Origin of the sequence: uncultured Microbacterium sp. (assembly GCF_963528945.1) — a bacterium.
Taxonomy (GTDB): Bacteria; Actinomycetota; Actinomycetes; order Actinomycetales; family Microbacteriaceae; genus Microbacterium.
The window spans coordinates 287,033-302,898 of record NZ_CAURWX010000004.1; the positions used below are offsets into that span (position 1 = coordinate 287,033).

Consider the following 15,866-nt stretch of genomic DNA (forward strand, 5'->3'; position numbering starts at 1 on the left):
TTTATCGCCGACCGTCCGGCCCTCGCCGCAGCTCCTGCGAGGATGGACGCATGGCGTCCTCCCCCCTCGGCCGGCCGACCCGCGGCACGACCGGGACGAACCGGCTCCGGCGCAACGACCGGTGGATCGCCGCGAGCACCGCCCTGCGGCGTGCATCCGACCCGCTCGTGGTCGATCTCGGCTACGGCGCCAGCGGTGTGACGGCGTTCGAACTCGCTGCCCGGCTGGTGCGCACGCGCCCCGATGTCGAGGTGCGGGGACTCGAGATCGATCCTGCCCGGGTGGCCACGGCCGAGGCGCAGCTGGCGGAGGTGCGCGCGGGTCGCACCCCATTCCCGCCCGACCTCCCGGTGTCTTTCGCCCGCGGGGGCTTCGAGGTGCCGCTGCCCGGTGATCGGCGCCCCGCGGTCATCCGCGCCATGAACGTGCTGCGCCAGTACGACGAGCACGACGTCGCGGATGCCTGGGAACGGATGTCGTCGCGATTGGCACCAGCAGGCCTGCTCATCGAGGGGACCTGCGACGAGATCGGTCGCATCGCGAGCTGGGTGGACGTCGACGCCACGGCGCGCCCGCTGCGCTTCACCCTCTCGCTGCGGCTGGCCGATCTGGAGCATCCGAGCGTCGTCGCCGAGCGTCTGCCCAAAGCACTGATCCATCGCAACATCGCCGGCGAGCGCATCCACGCGTTGCTCGTCGACCTCGACCGGGAGTGGGACAGGGCGGCCCCCCTGTCGACCTTCGGGGCCACGCAGCGGTTCCTCGCCGCGGTCACCGCTCTGCGCGCGGGCGGCTGGCCCGTGCTCGGCGGCCGGCATCGCTGGCGGCTGGGCGAGCTCACCCTGCCGTGGAGCGCCGTCGCGCCGCTGCCGTAGGGGCAGGCGACGCGTGGACCGGGTGGGGTCTCAGCCCTGGGCGTGGCGGGGATCCGGGGCGGACGGGCGCCGCGACAGACGGGTGAGGCGGGGCACGTCGGCGGTGGCCCCGGCATCCGCCGGAACGATGACCTGCTGCGAGGCCGCGACCGGCCCGTCGCCGGACTGCACCGTCAGGTCGCCGACGGGGGCGCGACGGGCGAGGATGGCGAGCGCGATCGGGCCGTCCTCGTGATGGCGTGCGACGGACGTCACGTGCCCGACCTCGTCGTCGCCGGCGAACACCGGCGCTCCGGGCTCGGGCAGCACGGCATCGCTGCCGTCGAGCTGCAGCGCCGCGAGGCGGCGCGGGGGATGCCCGAGGTTGTGCACCTTCGCGACGGTCTCCTGCCCGCGGTAGCAGCCCTTGTTCAGGTGCACCGCGCTGCGGATCCAGTCGGACTCATGCGGCAGGGAACGCTCATCGACCTCGGTCGCCCAGCGCGGACGCCACGCCGCGATGCGCAGCGCCTCGGCCGCGAGGACCCCCGCGAGCGCATCCCGGTCGAGACCGGCGACGAGCGCATCGTCACCCGCCGCATCGAGGATCGCCACGCGCCAGGCGTAGTCGGCCCCCGGGTGCGACGCCACCTCGGCGTACTGGTGCCCGCCCGCGCTCACGCGCTGCCACGGATCGGCCCACACCAGCGGGCGGTCGTCGATGCGGAGAGCGGATGCCGTGGCCCGCTCCCCCGCGGCGCCGCCGTCGATGAAACCCACGAGCGTCAGGTCGGAGCGCACCGCGACGGTGACCTGCGCGCGGAAGCGCATGCGCGTCAGCCAGGCGGCGAGCGCCTCGGCGTCGGCGGCATCCGCGAGGAGCCACGCGGTCGATCCGTCGTCGAGGACCGCCGCGGCGTGCTCCACCCGTCCCTGCGGGTCGAGCACGAGCAATTCGGTGCTCTCGCCGGGCGCCAGGCGCGAGACGGCCTGCGACGTGATGGAGTCGAGCCAGGTCAGTCGGTCGGGGCCCGACACCTCGACGACCGTGCGGTCGCCGAGCGGCGCGAGTGCACCGCCCGTCGCGAGGCGCCGCTGCTCGCGGAACGCGTCGCCGAAGTGCAGGATCGCGGTGCCGTCGGTCACAGCGCCGTCGAGGTCGGAGAATCCCATCGGCGTCAGACCTTCGCCAGTCGGGCCGACGCGTGCGACCGCAGCGGCGTGCCGAGCGCGGCGATGTCCCACGCCCACATCAGGTGCCCGTCGACGAGTCCGTACATGCGGGAGGACGCCGTGTGCACCTTCGCCCCCGCGGCCCGGACGACCGCGTCGGATCCGAGGTCGATGCGCGGCCCGTTGATCTCGCCGAGGTACAGCTCGAGCGCTCCGTCGGCGTGCGCCACCGAGACCTCGATCGGGAACCCCCCGCTCGGTGCCCGCAGCGCCTCGACGTCGTCGACCGTTCGGGCGGCGCCGTCGGTGGTCGGAGGCAGCAGGGCCGGGCCGGGATCGGCGGCCGTCGCGGGGCGGGCGAGACGCCAGAAGCCCGTCTCGGCGAGGAGGGCCGCCGCGGGTGCGCCGTCGTCGGTGAGGAAGGTGGCGGTGCCGGAGTAGTTCAGGAAGGGTCCGCCGTCATGGCTGAAGCTGACGCGGTGCCGGAACTCGCCCTGGATCCGGTCGTCGCCGACCGGATAGTCGATCACCCCGGTGCCCTCCCACACGCCGATCAGCCACGCCAGCGGCGCGAGGTCGGCGGGGAGGTCGGTGGGCAGCTCGAGCACGACGCTCAGCGCTGGCCGCGGAAGAGGTTTCGCAGGACGACGACCGACACGAAGACGATCGCGAGGCTCGCGAGACCCAGCAGGCCGATGTAGAAGATTTCGAGCGCGAGGAGATCCATACCCCCAGACTACCTCGGGGCGGGGCCGGTCGCGCGGGCCGGTCCGGTCCGGTCGGGCCCGGTCAGGTCGGGCCGGTCAGGTGGGGATGAGGGCCGCGACGCCGAAGCCGAACGAGATCACGCCCATGAGCAGCATCGATCCGAGGATGCTCCCGCCCACCCGCAGGATGAACCCCTCGGTGAGCCCGTACCAGAGCTGCACCGCGAACGACAGCACGATCACGCCACCGAAGGCCACCAGCATCCACGGCATCCGCCACTCCTCGGCGACGAAGATGCCGACCGCGACCGCGGCGAGGAACGACACCGCCCACACGACGACGACACCGGTGAAGGCGTTGCGCGGGACGAGGGCGGGCTGCGTCATGAGTCCATTGTGTCTCATCCGCCCCGGTATCATGGCCGCACGGCGTCGATCCGCGCCGGTGAGGAGTGCGCGTGCCCCAGGTTCTGGTCCTGACGAATTCTCCGGTCGATGAAGCCGTCCTGCCCGCCCTGGAGCTGTTGAGCCACTCGGTGCGCCAGATCCCCGCCGAGCCGGCGCGCCTCGTGAACGCGCCCGACTACGACATCGTCGTGGTCGACGGCCGCACGGATCTGGCCGGGGCCAAGTCGCTCTGCCGCCTGCTGCGCGCGACCGGGCAGGAGGCGCCGCTGCTGCTCGTCGTCACCGAGGGCGGCATGAGCGCGGTCTCGGGCGACTGGGGCATCGACGACGTGCTGCTCGCGACCGCGGGCCCCGCCGAGACCGACGCACGCCTGCGCCTCGCGGTCGCCCGCCGCGAGAGCGACGAGCCCACCCGCGTGCAAGCCTCCGGAATCACGATCGACGAGCAGTCGTATTCGGCGAAGCTGCACGGCAAGCCGCTCGACCTCACCTACAAGGAGTTCCAGCTCCTGCACTTCCTCGCCACGCATCCGTCCCGCGTGTTCACCCGCGAACAGCTGCTCAGCGAGGTGTGGGGCTACGACTACTTCGGCGGCACCCGCACCGTCGACGTGCACGTGCGGCGTCTGCGGGCCAAGCTCGGCGACGCCGACCAGATCATCGGCACCGTCCGCAACGTGGGATACCGGTTCAACGTGTACGACGACGACGCGTTGGTCGGCTCGCACTGAACCGCCGCGCGTTCACGCGCCCGACACCTCGCGGTGCTTAGATGTACCCCATGATGGATCCCACTCTGGCCGACGCAGGTCTCGGCGACGCCGAGGATGACGACTTCGACGCGATCGAGGCGCCGGACGCGCTCCTGCCCGACCACCGCTACCTCGATCGCGAACTGAGCTGGCTCGCGTTCAACCAGCGCGTGCTCGAACTCGCCGAGGATCCGTCGCTGCCCGAGCTCGAGCGGGCCAACTTCCTGGCGATCTTCGCCAGCAACCTCGACGAGTTCTTCATGGTGCGCGTCGCCGGCCTCAAGCGCCGCATCACCACGGGCCTCGCCGTGCCGACGAACATCGGCCGCTCCCCGGTCGACGCCCTCGCCGACATCTCCCGCGAGGCGCACGCGCTGCAGCTGCGGCACGCCGACGCGTGGACCTCGCTCGTGCGACCGGCCCTCGCCGACGCCGGCATCGAGATCACCGACTGGGACGAGCTCACCGACGCCGAGCGGTCGGCGCTGTACGAGTACTTCCAGGCGCAGGTGTTCCCCGTGCTGATGCCCCTCGCGGTCGACCCCGCGCATCCGTTCCCCTACATCTCGGGGCTCTCGCTCAACCTCGCGATCCGCATCCGCAACGCCCGCACCGGCCGCCAGGAGTTCGCGCGCCTCAAGGTGCCGCCCATGCTGCCGCGTTTCGTCGAGGTGCCGGGCGGCGGCGAGATCGCACGCTACCTGCGCCTCGAAGAACTCATCGCGAATCACCTCGACGATCTCTTCCCCGGCATGGAGGTGCTCGACCACCACGCGTTCCGGCTCACCCGCAACGAAGACGTCGAGATCGAGGAGGACGAGAGCGAGAACCTCATTCAGGCGCTCGAGGCCGAGCTGCTGCGCCGCCGGTTCGGTCCGCCGATCCGGCTCGAGATCACCGACGACATGGACGACCTCACCCTCGAGCTGCTCGTGAAGGAGCTCGACATCACCGACCAGGAGGTCTACCGCCTCCCCGGCCCGCTCGACCTGCGCGGCCTGTTCGGCCTCTCGCGCGTCGACCGCCCCGACCTGCGCTACCCGCCGCACGTGCCCACGACGGCCGTGGCCTTCCAGCCCGGCGACAGCAACACGCGCGCCGACATCTTCCAGGCGATCCGCAAGGCCGACGTGCTCGTGCACCACCCGTACGAGTCGTTCACCACGAGCGTGCAGGCGTTCCTGGAACAGGCCGCCCGCGATCCGCACGTGCTCGCCATCAAGCAGACCCTGTACCGCACCTCGGGCGACAGCCCCGTCGTGCAGGCGCTCATCGACGCCGCCGAGGCGGGCAAGCAGGTGCTCGCGCTGGTCGAGGTGAAGGCGCGGTTCGACGAGGCCAACAACATCGTGTGGGCGCGCAAGCTCGAGAAGGCCGGCGTGCACGTCGTCTACGGCCTGGTGGGTCTCAAGACCCACTGCAAGCTCGCCCTCGTGATCCGCGAGGAGGCCGGCAAGCTGCAGCACTACTCGCACGTCGGCACCGGAAACTACAACCCCAAGACCAGCCGCATCTACGAGGACTTCGGTCTGTTCACCGCCGATGCCCAGGTCGGCAAGGACCTCACTCGGCTCTTCAACGAGCTCAGCGGCTACGCGATCGAGAAGAAGTTCAAGCGGCTGCTGGTGGCGCCGCTTCACCTGCGCAAGGGTCTCGTGCGGCAGATCGACAACGAGCGCGTGAACGCCGTCGCCGGCAAGCCCGCGCACATCCGCATCAAGGTGAACTCGATGGTCGACGAAGAGGTCATCGACGCGCTCTACCGCGCGAGCCAGGCCGGCGTGCAGGTCGACGTGTGGGTGCGGGGCATCTGCAGCCTGCGCACCGATCTCGACGGCATCAGCGACAACATCACCGTGCGCAGCATCCTGGGCCGCTACCTCGAGCACTCCCGCATCTTCGCCTTCGAGAACGACGGCGACCCGCAGATCTACATCGGCAGCGCCGACATGATGCACCGCAACCTCGACCGCCGGGTCGAGGCGCTCGTGCGGGTCACCGATCCCGCACACCTGAAGGAGCTGCAGTCGTTCTTCGACCTCGCGATGGACCCGGGCACCAGCGCGTGGCACCTCGGACCGAACGGGGTGTGGGAGCGGAACGCGACGGATGCCGAGGGCAAGCCGCTCGTCGATCTGCAGGACAAGACCATGGGCCAGGTGCAGCGACGGCGTCGGGCGCGGGCGGTTCGATGACGATCGGGCAGACCTTCGCCGAGACGTCGAAGTGGACGGACAAGGCCGTCTACGCGGCGGGTGCCGTCGTCTGGCGCATCGTCGAGGGCAAACTGCGGATCCTCCTGATCCACCGCACGAAGTACCGCGACATCACGCTCCCCAAGGGCAAGGTCGACCCCGGCGAGATGCTCGCCGAGACGGCCGTGCGCGAGGTGCACGAGGAGACCGGCATCCACGTCTCGCTCGGCGTGCCCGTCGGGGTCAGCCGGTACAACCTCGCGTCGCGCAAGCAGAAGGTCGTGCATTACTGGGCGGCCGAGGCCACCGACGACGCCATCCGCGCCTCGACCTTCGTGCCCAACCGCGAGATCGCCGCGCTCGAGTGGGCGAGCGTCAAGAAGGCGCGCGAACTGCTCAGCTACCCCGTCGACCTCGAGATCATCGACTTCTTCGCGCGGCTCGTCGACGACGGCGTGCTGCGCACCTTCCCCCTCATCGCCCTACGGCACGGCAAAGCGGTGCACCGCTCGGAGTGGGAGGGTCCGGATGCCGCGCGTCCCCTGGCCCCTCGCGGGCGCAAGCAGGCGAAGTCGATCGTCGGGCCGCTGCGCGCGTTCGGCGTGCGCCGGATCGTCACGAGCGACGCGGTGCGATGCGTCGAGACGGTGCGTCCGCTGGCGAAGGCCCTGGGGCGCAAAGCCGTGCGTACCGACCTGATCAGCCAGGACGCCTGGGAGGACGGCACGGCCGACCTCAGGTCCGTGGTCGGCCGTCGAGTGCGGTCGGGGAAACCCGCCGTGCTCTGCAGCCACGGCCCTGTGCTCCCCGGGCTGCTCTCCGAGATCGCCCTCGCAACCGGCACGGTGCAGGGCTCATACGTCTCCAGCGCCGCCGATCTCGAACCCGGGGCCTTCTCGGTCGTCCACCTCTCGGCCTCCCACCCGGGCTCCGGCATCATCGCGATCGAGACGCACGTCCCGAAGGTCTGACGGCATCCGTCCCCTCCCCGTGCCTCGACGGCATCCGGGGGCCGTCCGTCGCGCCCCGGAATCACGGGCGACGCCCCCAGAGAGTCGACACCCGTTCACCTTCCGTTCACCCGACCGGGAGAGTCTCGTTAACCGCCGCACCTAGCGTCACTGTGTGCCCTGCACCGGGCCTCTACCCCAAACCACGATCGAAGGATCCACAGTGAAGATCTCCCGAATCGCTCGCATCGGCGCCATCGGCGCCGTCGCCGCTCTCACCCTGGCCGGCTGCGCCACGAACGAGGGTGGCAGCACCGGCGGCTCGTCCGACGCTCCCGAGTCGACGCTCTCCGGCACCATCGACGCGACCGGCGCGTCCTCGCAGACCGCTGCCCAGGAGGCATGGGTCGCGGCCTTCCAGACCGCCAACCCCGACGTGACCGTCAACTACGAGCCCACCGGATCGGGCACCGGCCGCGAGAACTTCCTCGAGGGCGGCAGCAACTTCATCGGCTCCGACCGTGCGTTCAAGGACGAGGAGGTCGCCGCGGGCGGCTTCGGCGCCTGCACCACCGACGACATCGTCGAGGTCCCCCTCTACATCTCGCCCGTCGCCGTCGCCTTCAACCTCGAGGGCGTCGACGAGCTGAACCTCGACGCCGCGACCATCGCCGGCATCTTCGCAGGCACCATCACCAACTGGAACGCCCCCGAGATCGCCGCACTGAACGACGGCGTCGAGCTGCCCGATCTGGCGATCTCGCCGGTCCACCGCTCCGACCCCTCGGGCACGCAGGAGACGTTCGCCAAGTACCTCAGCGCGACCGCTCCCGACGTCTGGACCTACGAGGTCTCAGACGAGTGGCCGATCCAGGGCGGCGAGGCCGCTCAGGGCACCTCCGGTGTGAAGCAGGCGATCACGGCCGGCAACGGCGCGATCGGCTTCCTCGACGCATCGCAGGCCGACGGCCTCGGCCAGGTCTCCGTGGGCGTCGGCGAGGAGTTCGTGCCGTACTCCGCCGAGGCCGCCGCCAAGCTCGTCGAGGGCTCGGAGCTCGTCGAGGGCCGGGGCGAGGGCGACCTCGTCTTCGACGTCGACCCGGCTGCCGCCGCCGACGGTGCGTACCCGATCGCCCTCGTCAGCTACCTCATCGGCTGCGAGCAGTACGAGGACAGCAACGTCGCGGAGCTCGTGAAGGAGTACTTCACGTACATCGCGAGCGAAGAGGGCCAGAACGCGGCCGCCGACAACGCCGGCAGCGCCCCGATCTCGGACGGCCTGCGCGAGCAGGTCATGGCCGCGATCGACATGATCCAGGTCGACTGATCGAATCGAACGACTGATGGCGGTGCCCCCGCGTCCACTCCGGACGCGGGGGCTCCGCCGGGTCAGCCCCCACCCCGAACCGCCCGAGACAGGGAGACCATGAGCACGACCGCGCAGGCGCCCGCAGCGCCGCCCGCCCCGATCAAGGCCAAGCAGCGTCTCGGCGATCGGGTCTTCTCCGGCACCGCGCTCGGCGCGGGCATCATCATCCTCATCGTCCTCGCGCTCGTCGCCGCGTTCCTCATCATTCAGAGCATCCCGGCCTTCCAGCTCGACACGACCGACAACCACATCCTCAAGGGCGAGTCCTTCTGGGTGTACGTCTGGCCGCTCGTCTTCGGCACGCTCTGGGCATCGTTCATGGCCCTCCTCATCGCGGCTCCCATCGCGATCGGCATCGCCCTCTTCATCTCGCACTACGCGCATCGCCGGCTCGCCGCGTTCCTCGGCTACGTGATCGACCTCCTGGCCGCCGTGCCCTCGGTCGTGTTCGGCCTCTGGGGCGGCCTCGTGCTCGCCCCGCTGCTGCAGCCCATCTACGCCTGGCTCAACCAGCACGCCTCCTGGGTGCCCTTCTTCGGGGGCCAGGTCTCCTCCACGGGCAAGACCATCCTCACCGCCGCCCTCGTGCTCGCGGTGATGTGCATCCCGATCATGACCGCCATCTGCCGCGAGGTCTTCCTGCAGACGCCGAAGCTCCACGAAGAGGCCGCGCTCGCGCTCGGTTCGACGCGGTGGGAGATGGTGCGGATGGCCGTGCTCCCCTTCGCCCGCGGCGGTATGGTCTCGGCGGCGATGCTCGCCCTCGGCCGCGCCCTCGGCGAGACCATGGCCGTCACGATGGTGCTCTCCCCCTCCGCGGTCGTCAGCTTCCTCGTGCTGACCGCCACCAACCCCACGCCGATCCCCGCGAACATCGCCCTCGCCTTCCCCGAGGCGCACGGCACGGGCGTCAACACGCTCATCGCGACCGGCCTCATCCTCTTCATCGTGACCTTCGCGGTCAACGCGCTGGCGCGCTGGATCGTCGCCCGCCGCGCCGAGTTCTCGGGAGCGAACTGACATGAGCGTCCTCACCGCCCCGCCCGCGTCGACGACGCCGAGCACCTCCGCCCCGCTCACCGCCGGCAAGCTCCCGAAGTGGGCGCCGTGGGCCCTGCTCGCCGGCTCGTTCGTCGTGAGCGCCGCGATCTTCGCGGTCGCCGCGATGGGGTCGAGCCTCGCCGACTTCAACATCGCGGGCACCGTGATCGTCGGCATCGTGCTCTACATGGTGCTGATCACGGTCGTCTCGTCGATCGCCGAGAGCCGTCGCAAGGCTGTCGACCGGCTGATGACCGCGCTCGTCGCGACCGCGTTCCTCATCGCCCTGCTGCCCCTCATCTCCCTGCTCTGGACCGTGGTCGCGAACGGCATCGAGCGCTTCGACGCCGAGTTCTTCAGCTCGTCGATGCGCAACGTCATCGGCGACGGCGGCGGCATCGTGCACGCCATCTGGGGCACGCTGCTCATCACGCTCACCGCGACGATCATCTCGGTGCCGATCGGCCTGATGACCTCGATCTACCTCGTCGAGTACGGCCGCGGTCGCATCGCGAAGGCCATCACGTTCTTCGTCGACGTCATGACCGGCATCCCGTCGATCGTCGCCGGTCTGTTCATCTACGCGGTGTTCGCGCTGATCTTCCGTCCTGGCATCTCGATGGGCTTCATGGGCGCCCTCGCCCTCGCCGTGCTGATGACCCCGGTCGTCGTGCGCGGAAGCGAGGAGCTGCTGCGCATCGTCCCGAACGAGCTGCGCGAAGCCTCGTACGCCCTCGGTGTGCCGAAGTGGCTCACGATCCTCAAGGTGGTGCTGCCGACCTCCATCGCCGGTATCACGACCTCGGTCATGCTCGCCATCTCCCGCGTGATCGGTGAGACGGCCCCGCTGCTGCTGACGGCCGGGTTCACGCAGAGCCTCAACACGAACATCTTCAACGGTCAGATGATGACCCTGCCGGTGTTCGCCTACAACCAGTACATGAACCAGGGCACCAACCCCGACGCGTCGGTGGCGCGTGCGTGGGCCGCCGCCCTCACCCTCATCCTCATCGTCATGGTGCTGAACCTGCTCGCGCGTCTCATCGCGAAGCTGTTCGCCCCCAAGGTCACCGGCCGCTGAGCCCGATCACTCAGAACAGGAATCCACACGTGTCCAAAAGCATCGAAGTCAACGACCTCAACGTCTACTACGGCAACTTCCTCGCCGTCGAGGGTGTCTCCCTCGACATCCAGCCGCGCAGCGTCACGGCCTTCATCGGCCCCTCGGGCTGCGGCAAGTCCACGTTCCTGCGCACCCTGAACCGCATGCACGAGGTCATCCCCGGCGCCCGCGTCGAGGGCGAGGTGCTGCTCGACGGCAACGACCTCTACGGCCCGGGCGTCGACCCGGTGCTCGTGCGCCGTCAGGTCGGCATGGTCTTCCAGCGCCCGAACCCGTTCCCGACGATGTCGATCAAGGAGAACGTGCTCGCGGGCGTGAAGCTCAACAACAGCCGCATGTCGAAGAGCGACCAGGACGACCTCGTCGAGAAGTCGCTCACCGGCGCCAACCTGTGGAACGAGGTCAAGGACCGCCTCGACCGTCCGGGTTCCGGCCTGTCGGGCGGACAGCAGCAGCGTCTCTGCATCGCGCGCGCGATCGCCGTGTCGCCCGAGGTGCTGCTGATGGACGAGCCCTGCTCGGCCCTCGACCCCATCTCGACCTACGCGATCGAAGAGCTGATCGGCGAGCTCAAGAACGAGTTCACGATCGTCATCGTCACGCACAACATGCAGCAGGCATCCCGTGTCTCCGACAAGACGGCGTTCTTCAACATCGCCGGCACCGGCAAGCCCGGCAAGCTCATCGAGTACGACGACACGACGTCGATCTTCACCACCCCGTCGGTGCAGGCGACCGAGGACTACGTCTCCGGCCGCTTCGGGTGACCTGAGGCTTTGCCTCCCCTTTCGAGAACCCAGACCGTTCGCCCTCAGCCCGGCGCGTCGCATCGCGACACGCCGAGCGTGGCAGGAGTGGTCTGGGTTTTCGTGTGTGCGGCCGCAGTGGGGTGGTACTCCCTCCACAGGTGGGGGCGTGTGGGAGGGTGCGCCACTTCTGGGGATACGGAGGGCATGATGCCGGGGCACGGCGCATGATCGGGCGGTGTCGTTCCTCAGAGCCTCCGCCGCACTCGCCTCCCTGGGGCGCATGGCGCGCACCGCGGAGCTCCGTTCCCGCGGCGTGACCGCCGCCGAACTCTCGCGAGCCGTGCGGGAGGGAGAGATCCTCCGCCCTCGTCAGGGCGTGTACGCGCTGGTCGACACCGACCCGCTCCTCCTCCATGCCGCAGAGCACGGGGGGACGATCGGTTGCGCGGATGCCGGGGAGCGGATCGGCCTCTGGATTCTGCAGCGGCCCCGACGGCCGCACGTCTGGATGGGGTCAGCGGGCACGCCCCGCCTCGAGTGCGATTCCTGCACCGTCCACTGGGATGCCGGCCGCGTGCGCGTCGGCCAGGCTCCGCCCGTCGCCAACATCCTCCTGCAGATGGCCTCGTGTTGCGGGGAGGATGCGTTCTTCGCGGCACTCGAGTCGGCGCTGCGTCGCTCGCTCCTCTCCGCGGCCGGGGCGCGGTGGCTGCAGCGACATCTCCCCGTGAGCATGAGGTGGCTGGTCGCGTTCGCACGGGCGGATTCCGACAGTGGTCTGGAGTCACTCATCCGCCTGCGACTGCATCGCATCGGGATCGATGTTCGCTCACAGGTGCACGTCCCGGGCGTCGGCGAAATAGACCTCGTGATCGGCGACCGCCTTCTCATCGAGGCCGACGGCCGGGAGAACCATGAACGGGAACGTGAGAGGGCGAAGGACCTGCGACGCGACGCAGCCGCCGCATCCTTCGGCTACACGACCCTGCGCTTCACCTACGCCATGGTCGTCGCCGACTGGCCGCTCGTCGAGGCGGCGATCACCGGCGCCATGGCCCGTGGCGCGCATCTCGCCTGACCTCGCTCCCGCCCGCGTGCAGCGAAAACAGAGACGAGATGCATCGCGGCCGGCGCGTCGCCCCTCGACACACCGCGGAAGGCGGACACGGCCTGGGTTTTCGGCAGGGCCGGCGAGGGGCAGGCGAGGGCAGATCGGGCAGGGTCAGGTGCGGGGCGAGAGCAGGTAGGTGTTCAGCGCGTCGGTCAGGGAGCGGTCGACGGGGAGCGGAGCGCCGTCGACCGCGGTGATGGCGGTGGCGAGGCGCACGCTCGACACGAGCCACGCGGCATCCGCTCGCACCAGATCGGATGCCGGGATCCGCTCGTACCCCGTCTCGAACCCCTGCGCGGCGAGGTGTTCGTACACGCTGAGCTGTGTGGTCCCGTGCAGGATGCCTCCGTTCGGAGCCGGGGTGACGAACCGGTCGCCGAACCGCAGCACCAGAGAGGCCGTCGGCGCTTCGAGCACGAAACCATCGCTCGACAGGAAGATCGCGTCGTCGGCGTCGCGTCGCTTGGCCTCCCGCAGGGCCGCCATGTTCACGGCGTACGAGAGCGTCTTCGCGCCGAGCAGCAGCCACGGCGCACGTTCGGCCGCGCCGAGGTCGTACCCGCGGTCGAGCGTCACCACGCGCACACCGTCGCGACGCACCGCGCGGAAGTCGGCGGCGGGAGCCGCCGTCACCCATGCGGTCGGCGTCGGCCCGTGCTCGACGCCGCGGCTGAGGATGAGCTTGATGACGGCCTCGCCCTCGCCGCAGTCGGCCGCGGCGACCTCGATCGCCTGCCGCCACTGCTCCGCGTTCGGCACCGGGAGGTCGCACAGACGCGCCGAGTGCGCCAGCCGTTCGAGGTGCGGCACCACCTCCTGCGCGTGGCCGTCGATGACGCCGATCGACTCGAACACCCCGTCGCCGCGCTGGGTGCTGAGCTCGCCCACGCTCAGCGCGGGAGCGGCGGCGTCGACCCGCGTGAACGTGTCGCGGAAATCGCCGCGGCTCTCCGACGCGTCGACGGGATCGATGATGAGAGCGAAACGGCGGTCCATGCTTTGAGCCTAAGGGGCCGGGAATAGCTCCGCTCGTATCGCGTTACACTGGTACAGGCCGGGCCGCATAACCCCGGGCTCCAATTTTCGCCGCTGCGAGCGGCCTTCCGCCGAGAGGCGTTCTTGCGGCCCGGTCTTTTCTTTGCCCGCGACTCCCCGCCCGATCACACCCGCAGCCGACGGGCCGCGCTCAGGCCAGGGTCCCGGCCCGCCAGAGCGCGCCGGACGCCGAGAGGTCCTGCGCGTAGCTGCTGAGTCGGGATGCTCGCGCGGTGAGTTCGCTCGCCCGTTCCGGCTCGGTCGGCTCGTAGTCGTCGGCGGTGTGCGTCGCGCCGGAGGCCTGCACCCGGCAGAACGACGCCGCGCGCTCGAGAGCCACGGCGAAGTCGCCGCGGAACGCGCCGCGCAGGATGGTGTCGATGAGCGTGACGATCTCATCGGGCCCCGCCGGCACCGGTGCGCCCGCGATCGCCGCATCGGCGGAGGCGAGCTGCACCCTCCCCCGCTCGTACAGCAGGGCGGCCGTCTGCGGATCGGCGTGGATGGCGAGCTGCAGCAGGTACAGGCGCCACAGCGCCCCCGGAAGCGTGCGCGCCGGGGCCTTCGCCCACAGCTCGGCGATCTCGTCGATTCCGTGCTCGGCGGTGAAGGCGACGAGGCGCTCGGCGCTCACCCCGCTCTCGTCGGCGCGCACGCGCGCCAGGAGGGCGGATGCCGTGGCGTGCGCGATCCGCGTCTCCTCGGCGGGGTCGTGCGCGCCGACGAGGTTGTCGAAGTCGCTGGACGGGCGCCGGACGGGACGGTGGTGCTGCTCGGGCATCCCTCCAGGGTACGCGTGATCCCTAGGGCTCAGGCGGTGGGGATGACGATCACCGGGTCGGTCGTCGGCTGGCCGTCGGGCGATCCACCCGCCTGCTCGACCGTCACGGCGATGACGTCGCCTTCGTGCATCTCGCCGTCGAGCACCGCGGTCGACGTGGTGCCGTCGGCGTCGAAGATGCCGGCCGAGATCGGGGTCTCTCCGCGCACGAACCACAGCTCGTAGGTGCGGCCGTCGGCCGGGGCGGCGAGCCCGTCGGTGACCAGCACGGCCGATCTCAGGGATGCGGACCAGTGCGCGGTCGCCGTCGTGCCGTCGTCGAGCGTCACGCTGGCCTCGGCCGCGTCGTCGGCATCCTGGATCTGTTCCAGAGCCACGACGCTGGCCGGGCGATTGAGCGCATCGTTCAGCGCGACGGCTCCGACCCCGACTCCGACGAGCAGCGCCAGGCACGCGGCGAGTGCGAACACCGCGCGTGACCAGCGGCGCGGGGGGCGGATCTCCCCGCCCGAGGTGGTGCTCGACGGGTCGGGCTGCGCGTGCTCGCTCGCGCTGGCGGCATCCACGTCGACGGCGTGAGGACCCGGCGCGTTCTGAGGCGTGGTCGCGATCTGCGCGAGGAGCGCCGCACGGATGTCGGGGCGAGGCACCTCGTCGGTGAACGGGGCGGCGAGCTGCGCCGCCGTCGCCGCGTCGGACTCGACGATGTCCTGCCACTCCGGATGCTCGGCGAGGGCGCGGCGGAAGAGCGTCTCGTCCTCCGGGGAGAGCGCGTGCAGCGCTGCACCTGCGGAGAGTTCCGCGAAGTCCTTCTCATTCATGCCGTCACCCCCATTGCCGTTCGGAGACGGGTGAGCCCGTCTCGCATGCGTGTCTTGATCGTTCCCAGCGGCGCGCCCAGCAGCGCCGAAATCTCGTTCTGACTGTAACCACCGTAGTAAGCGAGGACGATGGCCTCGCGCTGGGCCTCGGGGAGTCCCGCGAGCGCTGATGCGACGCGTTCCCCCTCGATGCTCAGTTCGACCTGTTCCGCGACGCTGTCGTGCGCGACGCCGATGTCTCGCAGCCCGGCCTTCACATCACGATCCGTGCTCGACTGCGAGGACCGTACGCGATCGACCGCTCTGCGGTGTGCCATCGTCATGATCCATGTTCGTCCTTGCCCCTTGTTCGGAGCGAAGCGCGAGGCGGATTGCCAGATCTCGAGGAATACCTCCTGCAGCACCTCTTCGCTCTGGGAGCGGTTCACCAGCACCCGCAGGATGAGACCGAGGACGCGCGACGACATGGTGTCGTAGAGCTCCGCGAAGGCGGCTTGGTCTCCCGAGGCGACGGCGACGAGGAGGTCGGCCACGGCGTCGCGCGCCGGCCCGTCCTCGGGAACATCCATCCCATCGATGACCATCACTTCCAGCATGCCCCATCCGTGCTCCTCGCGCGCGCAGGCGCGAGGGGCTTTCCCGGTCGGGATAGAACCGTTATGGATGCTCCGTCGCGCCCTCGCCCTGCGCGGTGCGAGCCCGCCGCACTGCGCCATCCGACCCGACGAGCCGCGGAATCACGCGGATTTCGAGAAAGTTCGAACTTTTTCCCATCCGATCCCGCGGCGCTTCCGAAC

16 protein-coding genes are annotated in these 15,866 nt (G+C 70.2%); 9 read left to right on the forward strand and 7 right to left on the reverse strand.

All coding sequences use genetic code 11. From position 1 onward, the window contains the following. Window positions 1-50: 50 nt before the first annotated feature. Entirely contained in the window at window positions 51-875 is an 825-nt protein-coding gene (locus tag RWS82_RS14005; RefSeq protein WP_314651259.1) for a class I SAM-dependent methyltransferase, read from the forward strand. Window positions 876-905: 30 nt separating this feature from the next. Here RWS82_RS14005 and RWS82_RS14010 read toward each other — a convergent pair whose 3' ends face one another. From RWS82_RS14010 to RWS82_RS14020, 3 genes are all read right to left on the reverse strand, one after another. Then, window positions 906-2,027, reverse strand: coding sequence for a glycine cleavage T C-terminal barrel domain-containing protein (locus RWS82_RS14010; protein ID WP_314651262.1), 1,122 nt, complete (start codon window positions 2,025-2,027; stop codon window positions 906-908). 5 nt (window positions 2,028-2,032) lie between these two features. Next, window positions 2,033-2,635: an FABP family protein gene (locus tag RWS82_RS14015; RefSeq protein ID WP_314651263.1), complete on the reverse strand. Its 603-nt coding sequence runs from the start codon at window positions 2,633-2,635 to the stop codon at window positions 2,033-2,035. A gap of 195 nt (window positions 2,636-2,830) precedes the next feature. After that, a complete protein-coding gene (locus tag RWS82_RS14020) occupies window positions 2,831-3,121 on the reverse strand; it encodes a hypothetical protein (protein ID WP_314651266.1) in 291 nt (96 codons plus the stop codon). Between the two features lie 71 nt (window positions 3,122-3,192). Here RWS82_RS14020 and RWS82_RS14025 point away from each other — a divergent pair, with 71 nt between their 5' ends. The 8 genes from RWS82_RS14025 to RWS82_RS14060 all read left to right on the forward strand — a co-directional run bounded on the left by RWS82_RS14025 (window position 3,193) and on the right by RWS82_RS14060 (window position 12,399). Then, window positions 3,193-3,873 (forward strand): response regulator transcription factor, encoded by a 681-nt coding sequence (locus tag RWS82_RS14025; RefSeq protein ID WP_314651268.1) that lies wholly within the window; start codon window positions 3,193-3,195, stop codon window positions 3,871-3,873. Between the two features lie 50 nt (window positions 3,874-3,923). Next, window positions 3,924-6,089, forward strand: a complete 2,166-nt coding sequence (locus RWS82_RS14030) for an RNA degradosome polyphosphate kinase (RefSeq protein ID WP_314651269.1) — start codon at window positions 3,924-3,926, stop codon at window positions 6,087-6,089. Beyond that, a complete protein-coding gene (locus RWS82_RS14035; protein ID WP_314651272.1) occupies window positions 6,086-7,060 on the forward strand; it encodes an NUDIX domain-containing protein in 975 nt (324 codons plus the stop codon). Before RWS82_RS14030 ends, RWS82_RS14035 begins: the two co-directional genes overlap by 4 nt. Before the next feature lie 202 nt (window positions 7,061-7,262). Next, entirely contained in the window at window positions 7,263-8,366 is a 1,104-nt protein-coding gene (locus RWS82_RS14040) for a phosphate ABC transporter substrate-binding protein PstS (RefSeq protein WP_314651275.1), read from the forward strand. Between the two features lie 99 nt (window positions 8,367-8,465). Then, the gene (pstC, locus tag RWS82_RS14045; protein ID WP_314651277.1) at window positions 8,466-9,428 is read left to right on the forward strand and encodes a phosphate ABC transporter permease subunit PstC; all 963 of its coding nucleotides are present in this window, start codon (window positions 8,466-8,468) and stop codon (window positions 9,426-9,428) included. Window position 9,429: 1 nt separating this feature from the next. Further along, window positions 9,430-10,530, forward strand: a complete 1,101-nt coding sequence (pstA, locus tag RWS82_RS14050) for a phosphate ABC transporter permease PstA (protein WP_314651281.1) — start codon at window positions 9,430-9,432, stop codon at window positions 10,528-10,530. A 29-nt stretch (window positions 10,531-10,559) separates the two neighbouring features. Continuing rightward, complete coding sequence (pstB, locus tag RWS82_RS14055) at window positions 10,560-11,339, forward strand: phosphate ABC transporter ATP-binding protein PstB (RefSeq protein ID WP_314651284.1); 780 nt, start codon at window positions 10,560-10,562, stop codon at window positions 11,337-11,339. 217 nt (window positions 11,340-11,556) lie between these two features. After that, window positions 11,557-12,399, forward strand: a complete 843-nt coding sequence (locus RWS82_RS14060) for a type IV toxin-antitoxin system AbiEi family antitoxin domain-containing protein (RefSeq protein ID WP_314651287.1) — start codon at window positions 11,557-11,559, stop codon at window positions 12,397-12,399. Window positions 12,400-12,543: 144 nt separating this feature from the next. Here RWS82_RS14060 and RWS82_RS14065 read toward each other — a convergent pair whose 3' ends face one another. From RWS82_RS14065 to sigK, 4 genes are all read right to left on the reverse strand, one after another. Next, a complete protein-coding gene (locus RWS82_RS14065; RefSeq protein WP_314651289.1) occupies window positions 12,544-13,428 on the reverse strand; it encodes an aminodeoxychorismate lyase in 885 nt (294 codons plus the stop codon). Between the two features lie 190 nt (window positions 13,429-13,618). After that, window positions 13,619-14,248, reverse strand: coding sequence for a DNA-directed RNA polymerase subunit beta (locus tag RWS82_RS14070; RefSeq protein WP_314651292.1), 630 nt, complete (start codon window positions 14,246-14,248; stop codon window positions 13,619-13,621). Between the two features lie 29 nt (window positions 14,249-14,277). Next, window positions 14,278-15,069, reverse strand: coding sequence for an anti-sigma factor (locus RWS82_RS14075; RefSeq protein WP_314651295.1), 792 nt, complete (start codon window positions 15,067-15,069; stop codon window positions 14,278-14,280). Then, window positions 15,066-15,665, reverse strand: a complete 600-nt coding sequence (gene sigK, locus RWS82_RS14080) for an ECF RNA polymerase sigma factor SigK (protein ID WP_314651557.1) — start codon at window positions 15,663-15,665, stop codon at window positions 15,066-15,068. The genes RWS82_RS14075 and sigK overlap by 4 nt, the downstream gene beginning before the upstream one ends. Window positions 15,666-15,866: the final 201 nt, after the last annotated feature.

What these genes read in the sequence shown, in the direction of transcription:
- RWS82_RS14005 (WP_314651259.1), top strand. Translation starts at nt 51, where the DNA reads ATGGCGTCCTCCCCCCTCGGCCGGCCGACCCGCGGCACGACCGGGACG.
- RWS82_RS14010 (WP_314651262.1), bottom strand. Translation starts at nt 2,027, where the DNA reads ATGGGATTCTCCGACCTCGACGGCGCTGTGACCGACGGCACCGCGATC.
- RWS82_RS14020 (WP_314651266.1), bottom strand. Translation starts at nt 3,121, where the DNA reads ATGACGCAGCCCGCCCTCGTCCCGCGCAACGCCTTCACCGGTGTCGTC.
- RWS82_RS14030 (WP_314651269.1), top strand. Translation starts at nt 3,924, where the DNA reads ATGATGGATCCCACTCTGGCCGACGCAGGTCTCGGCGACGCCGAGGAT.
- RWS82_RS14035 (WP_314651272.1), top strand. Translation starts at nt 6,086, where the DNA reads ATGACGATCGGGCAGACCTTCGCCGAGACGTCGAAGTGGACGGACAAG.
- pstC (WP_314651277.1), top strand. Translation starts at nt 8,466, where the DNA reads ATGAGCACGACCGCGCAGGCGCCCGCAGCGCCGCCCGCCCCGATCAAG.
- pstA (WP_314651281.1), top strand. Translation starts at nt 9,430, where the DNA reads ATGAGCGTCCTCACCGCCCCGCCCGCGTCGACGACGCCGAGCACCTCC.
- RWS82_RS14065 (WP_314651289.1), bottom strand. Translation starts at nt 13,428, where the DNA reads ATGGACCGCCGTTTCGCTCTCATCATCGATCCCGTCGACGCGTCGGAG.
- RWS82_RS14070 (WP_314651292.1), bottom strand. Translation starts at nt 14,248, where the DNA reads ATGCCCGAGCAGCACCACCGTCCCGTCCGGCGCCCGTCCAGCGACTTC.
- RWS82_RS14075 (WP_314651295.1), bottom strand. Translation starts at nt 15,069, where the DNA reads ATGAATGAGAAGGACTTCGCGGAACTCTCCGCAGGTGCAGCGCTGCAC.
- sigK (WP_314651557.1), bottom strand. Translation starts at nt 15,665, where the DNA reads ATGCTGGAAGTGATGGTCATCGATGGGATGGATGTTCCCGAGGACGGG.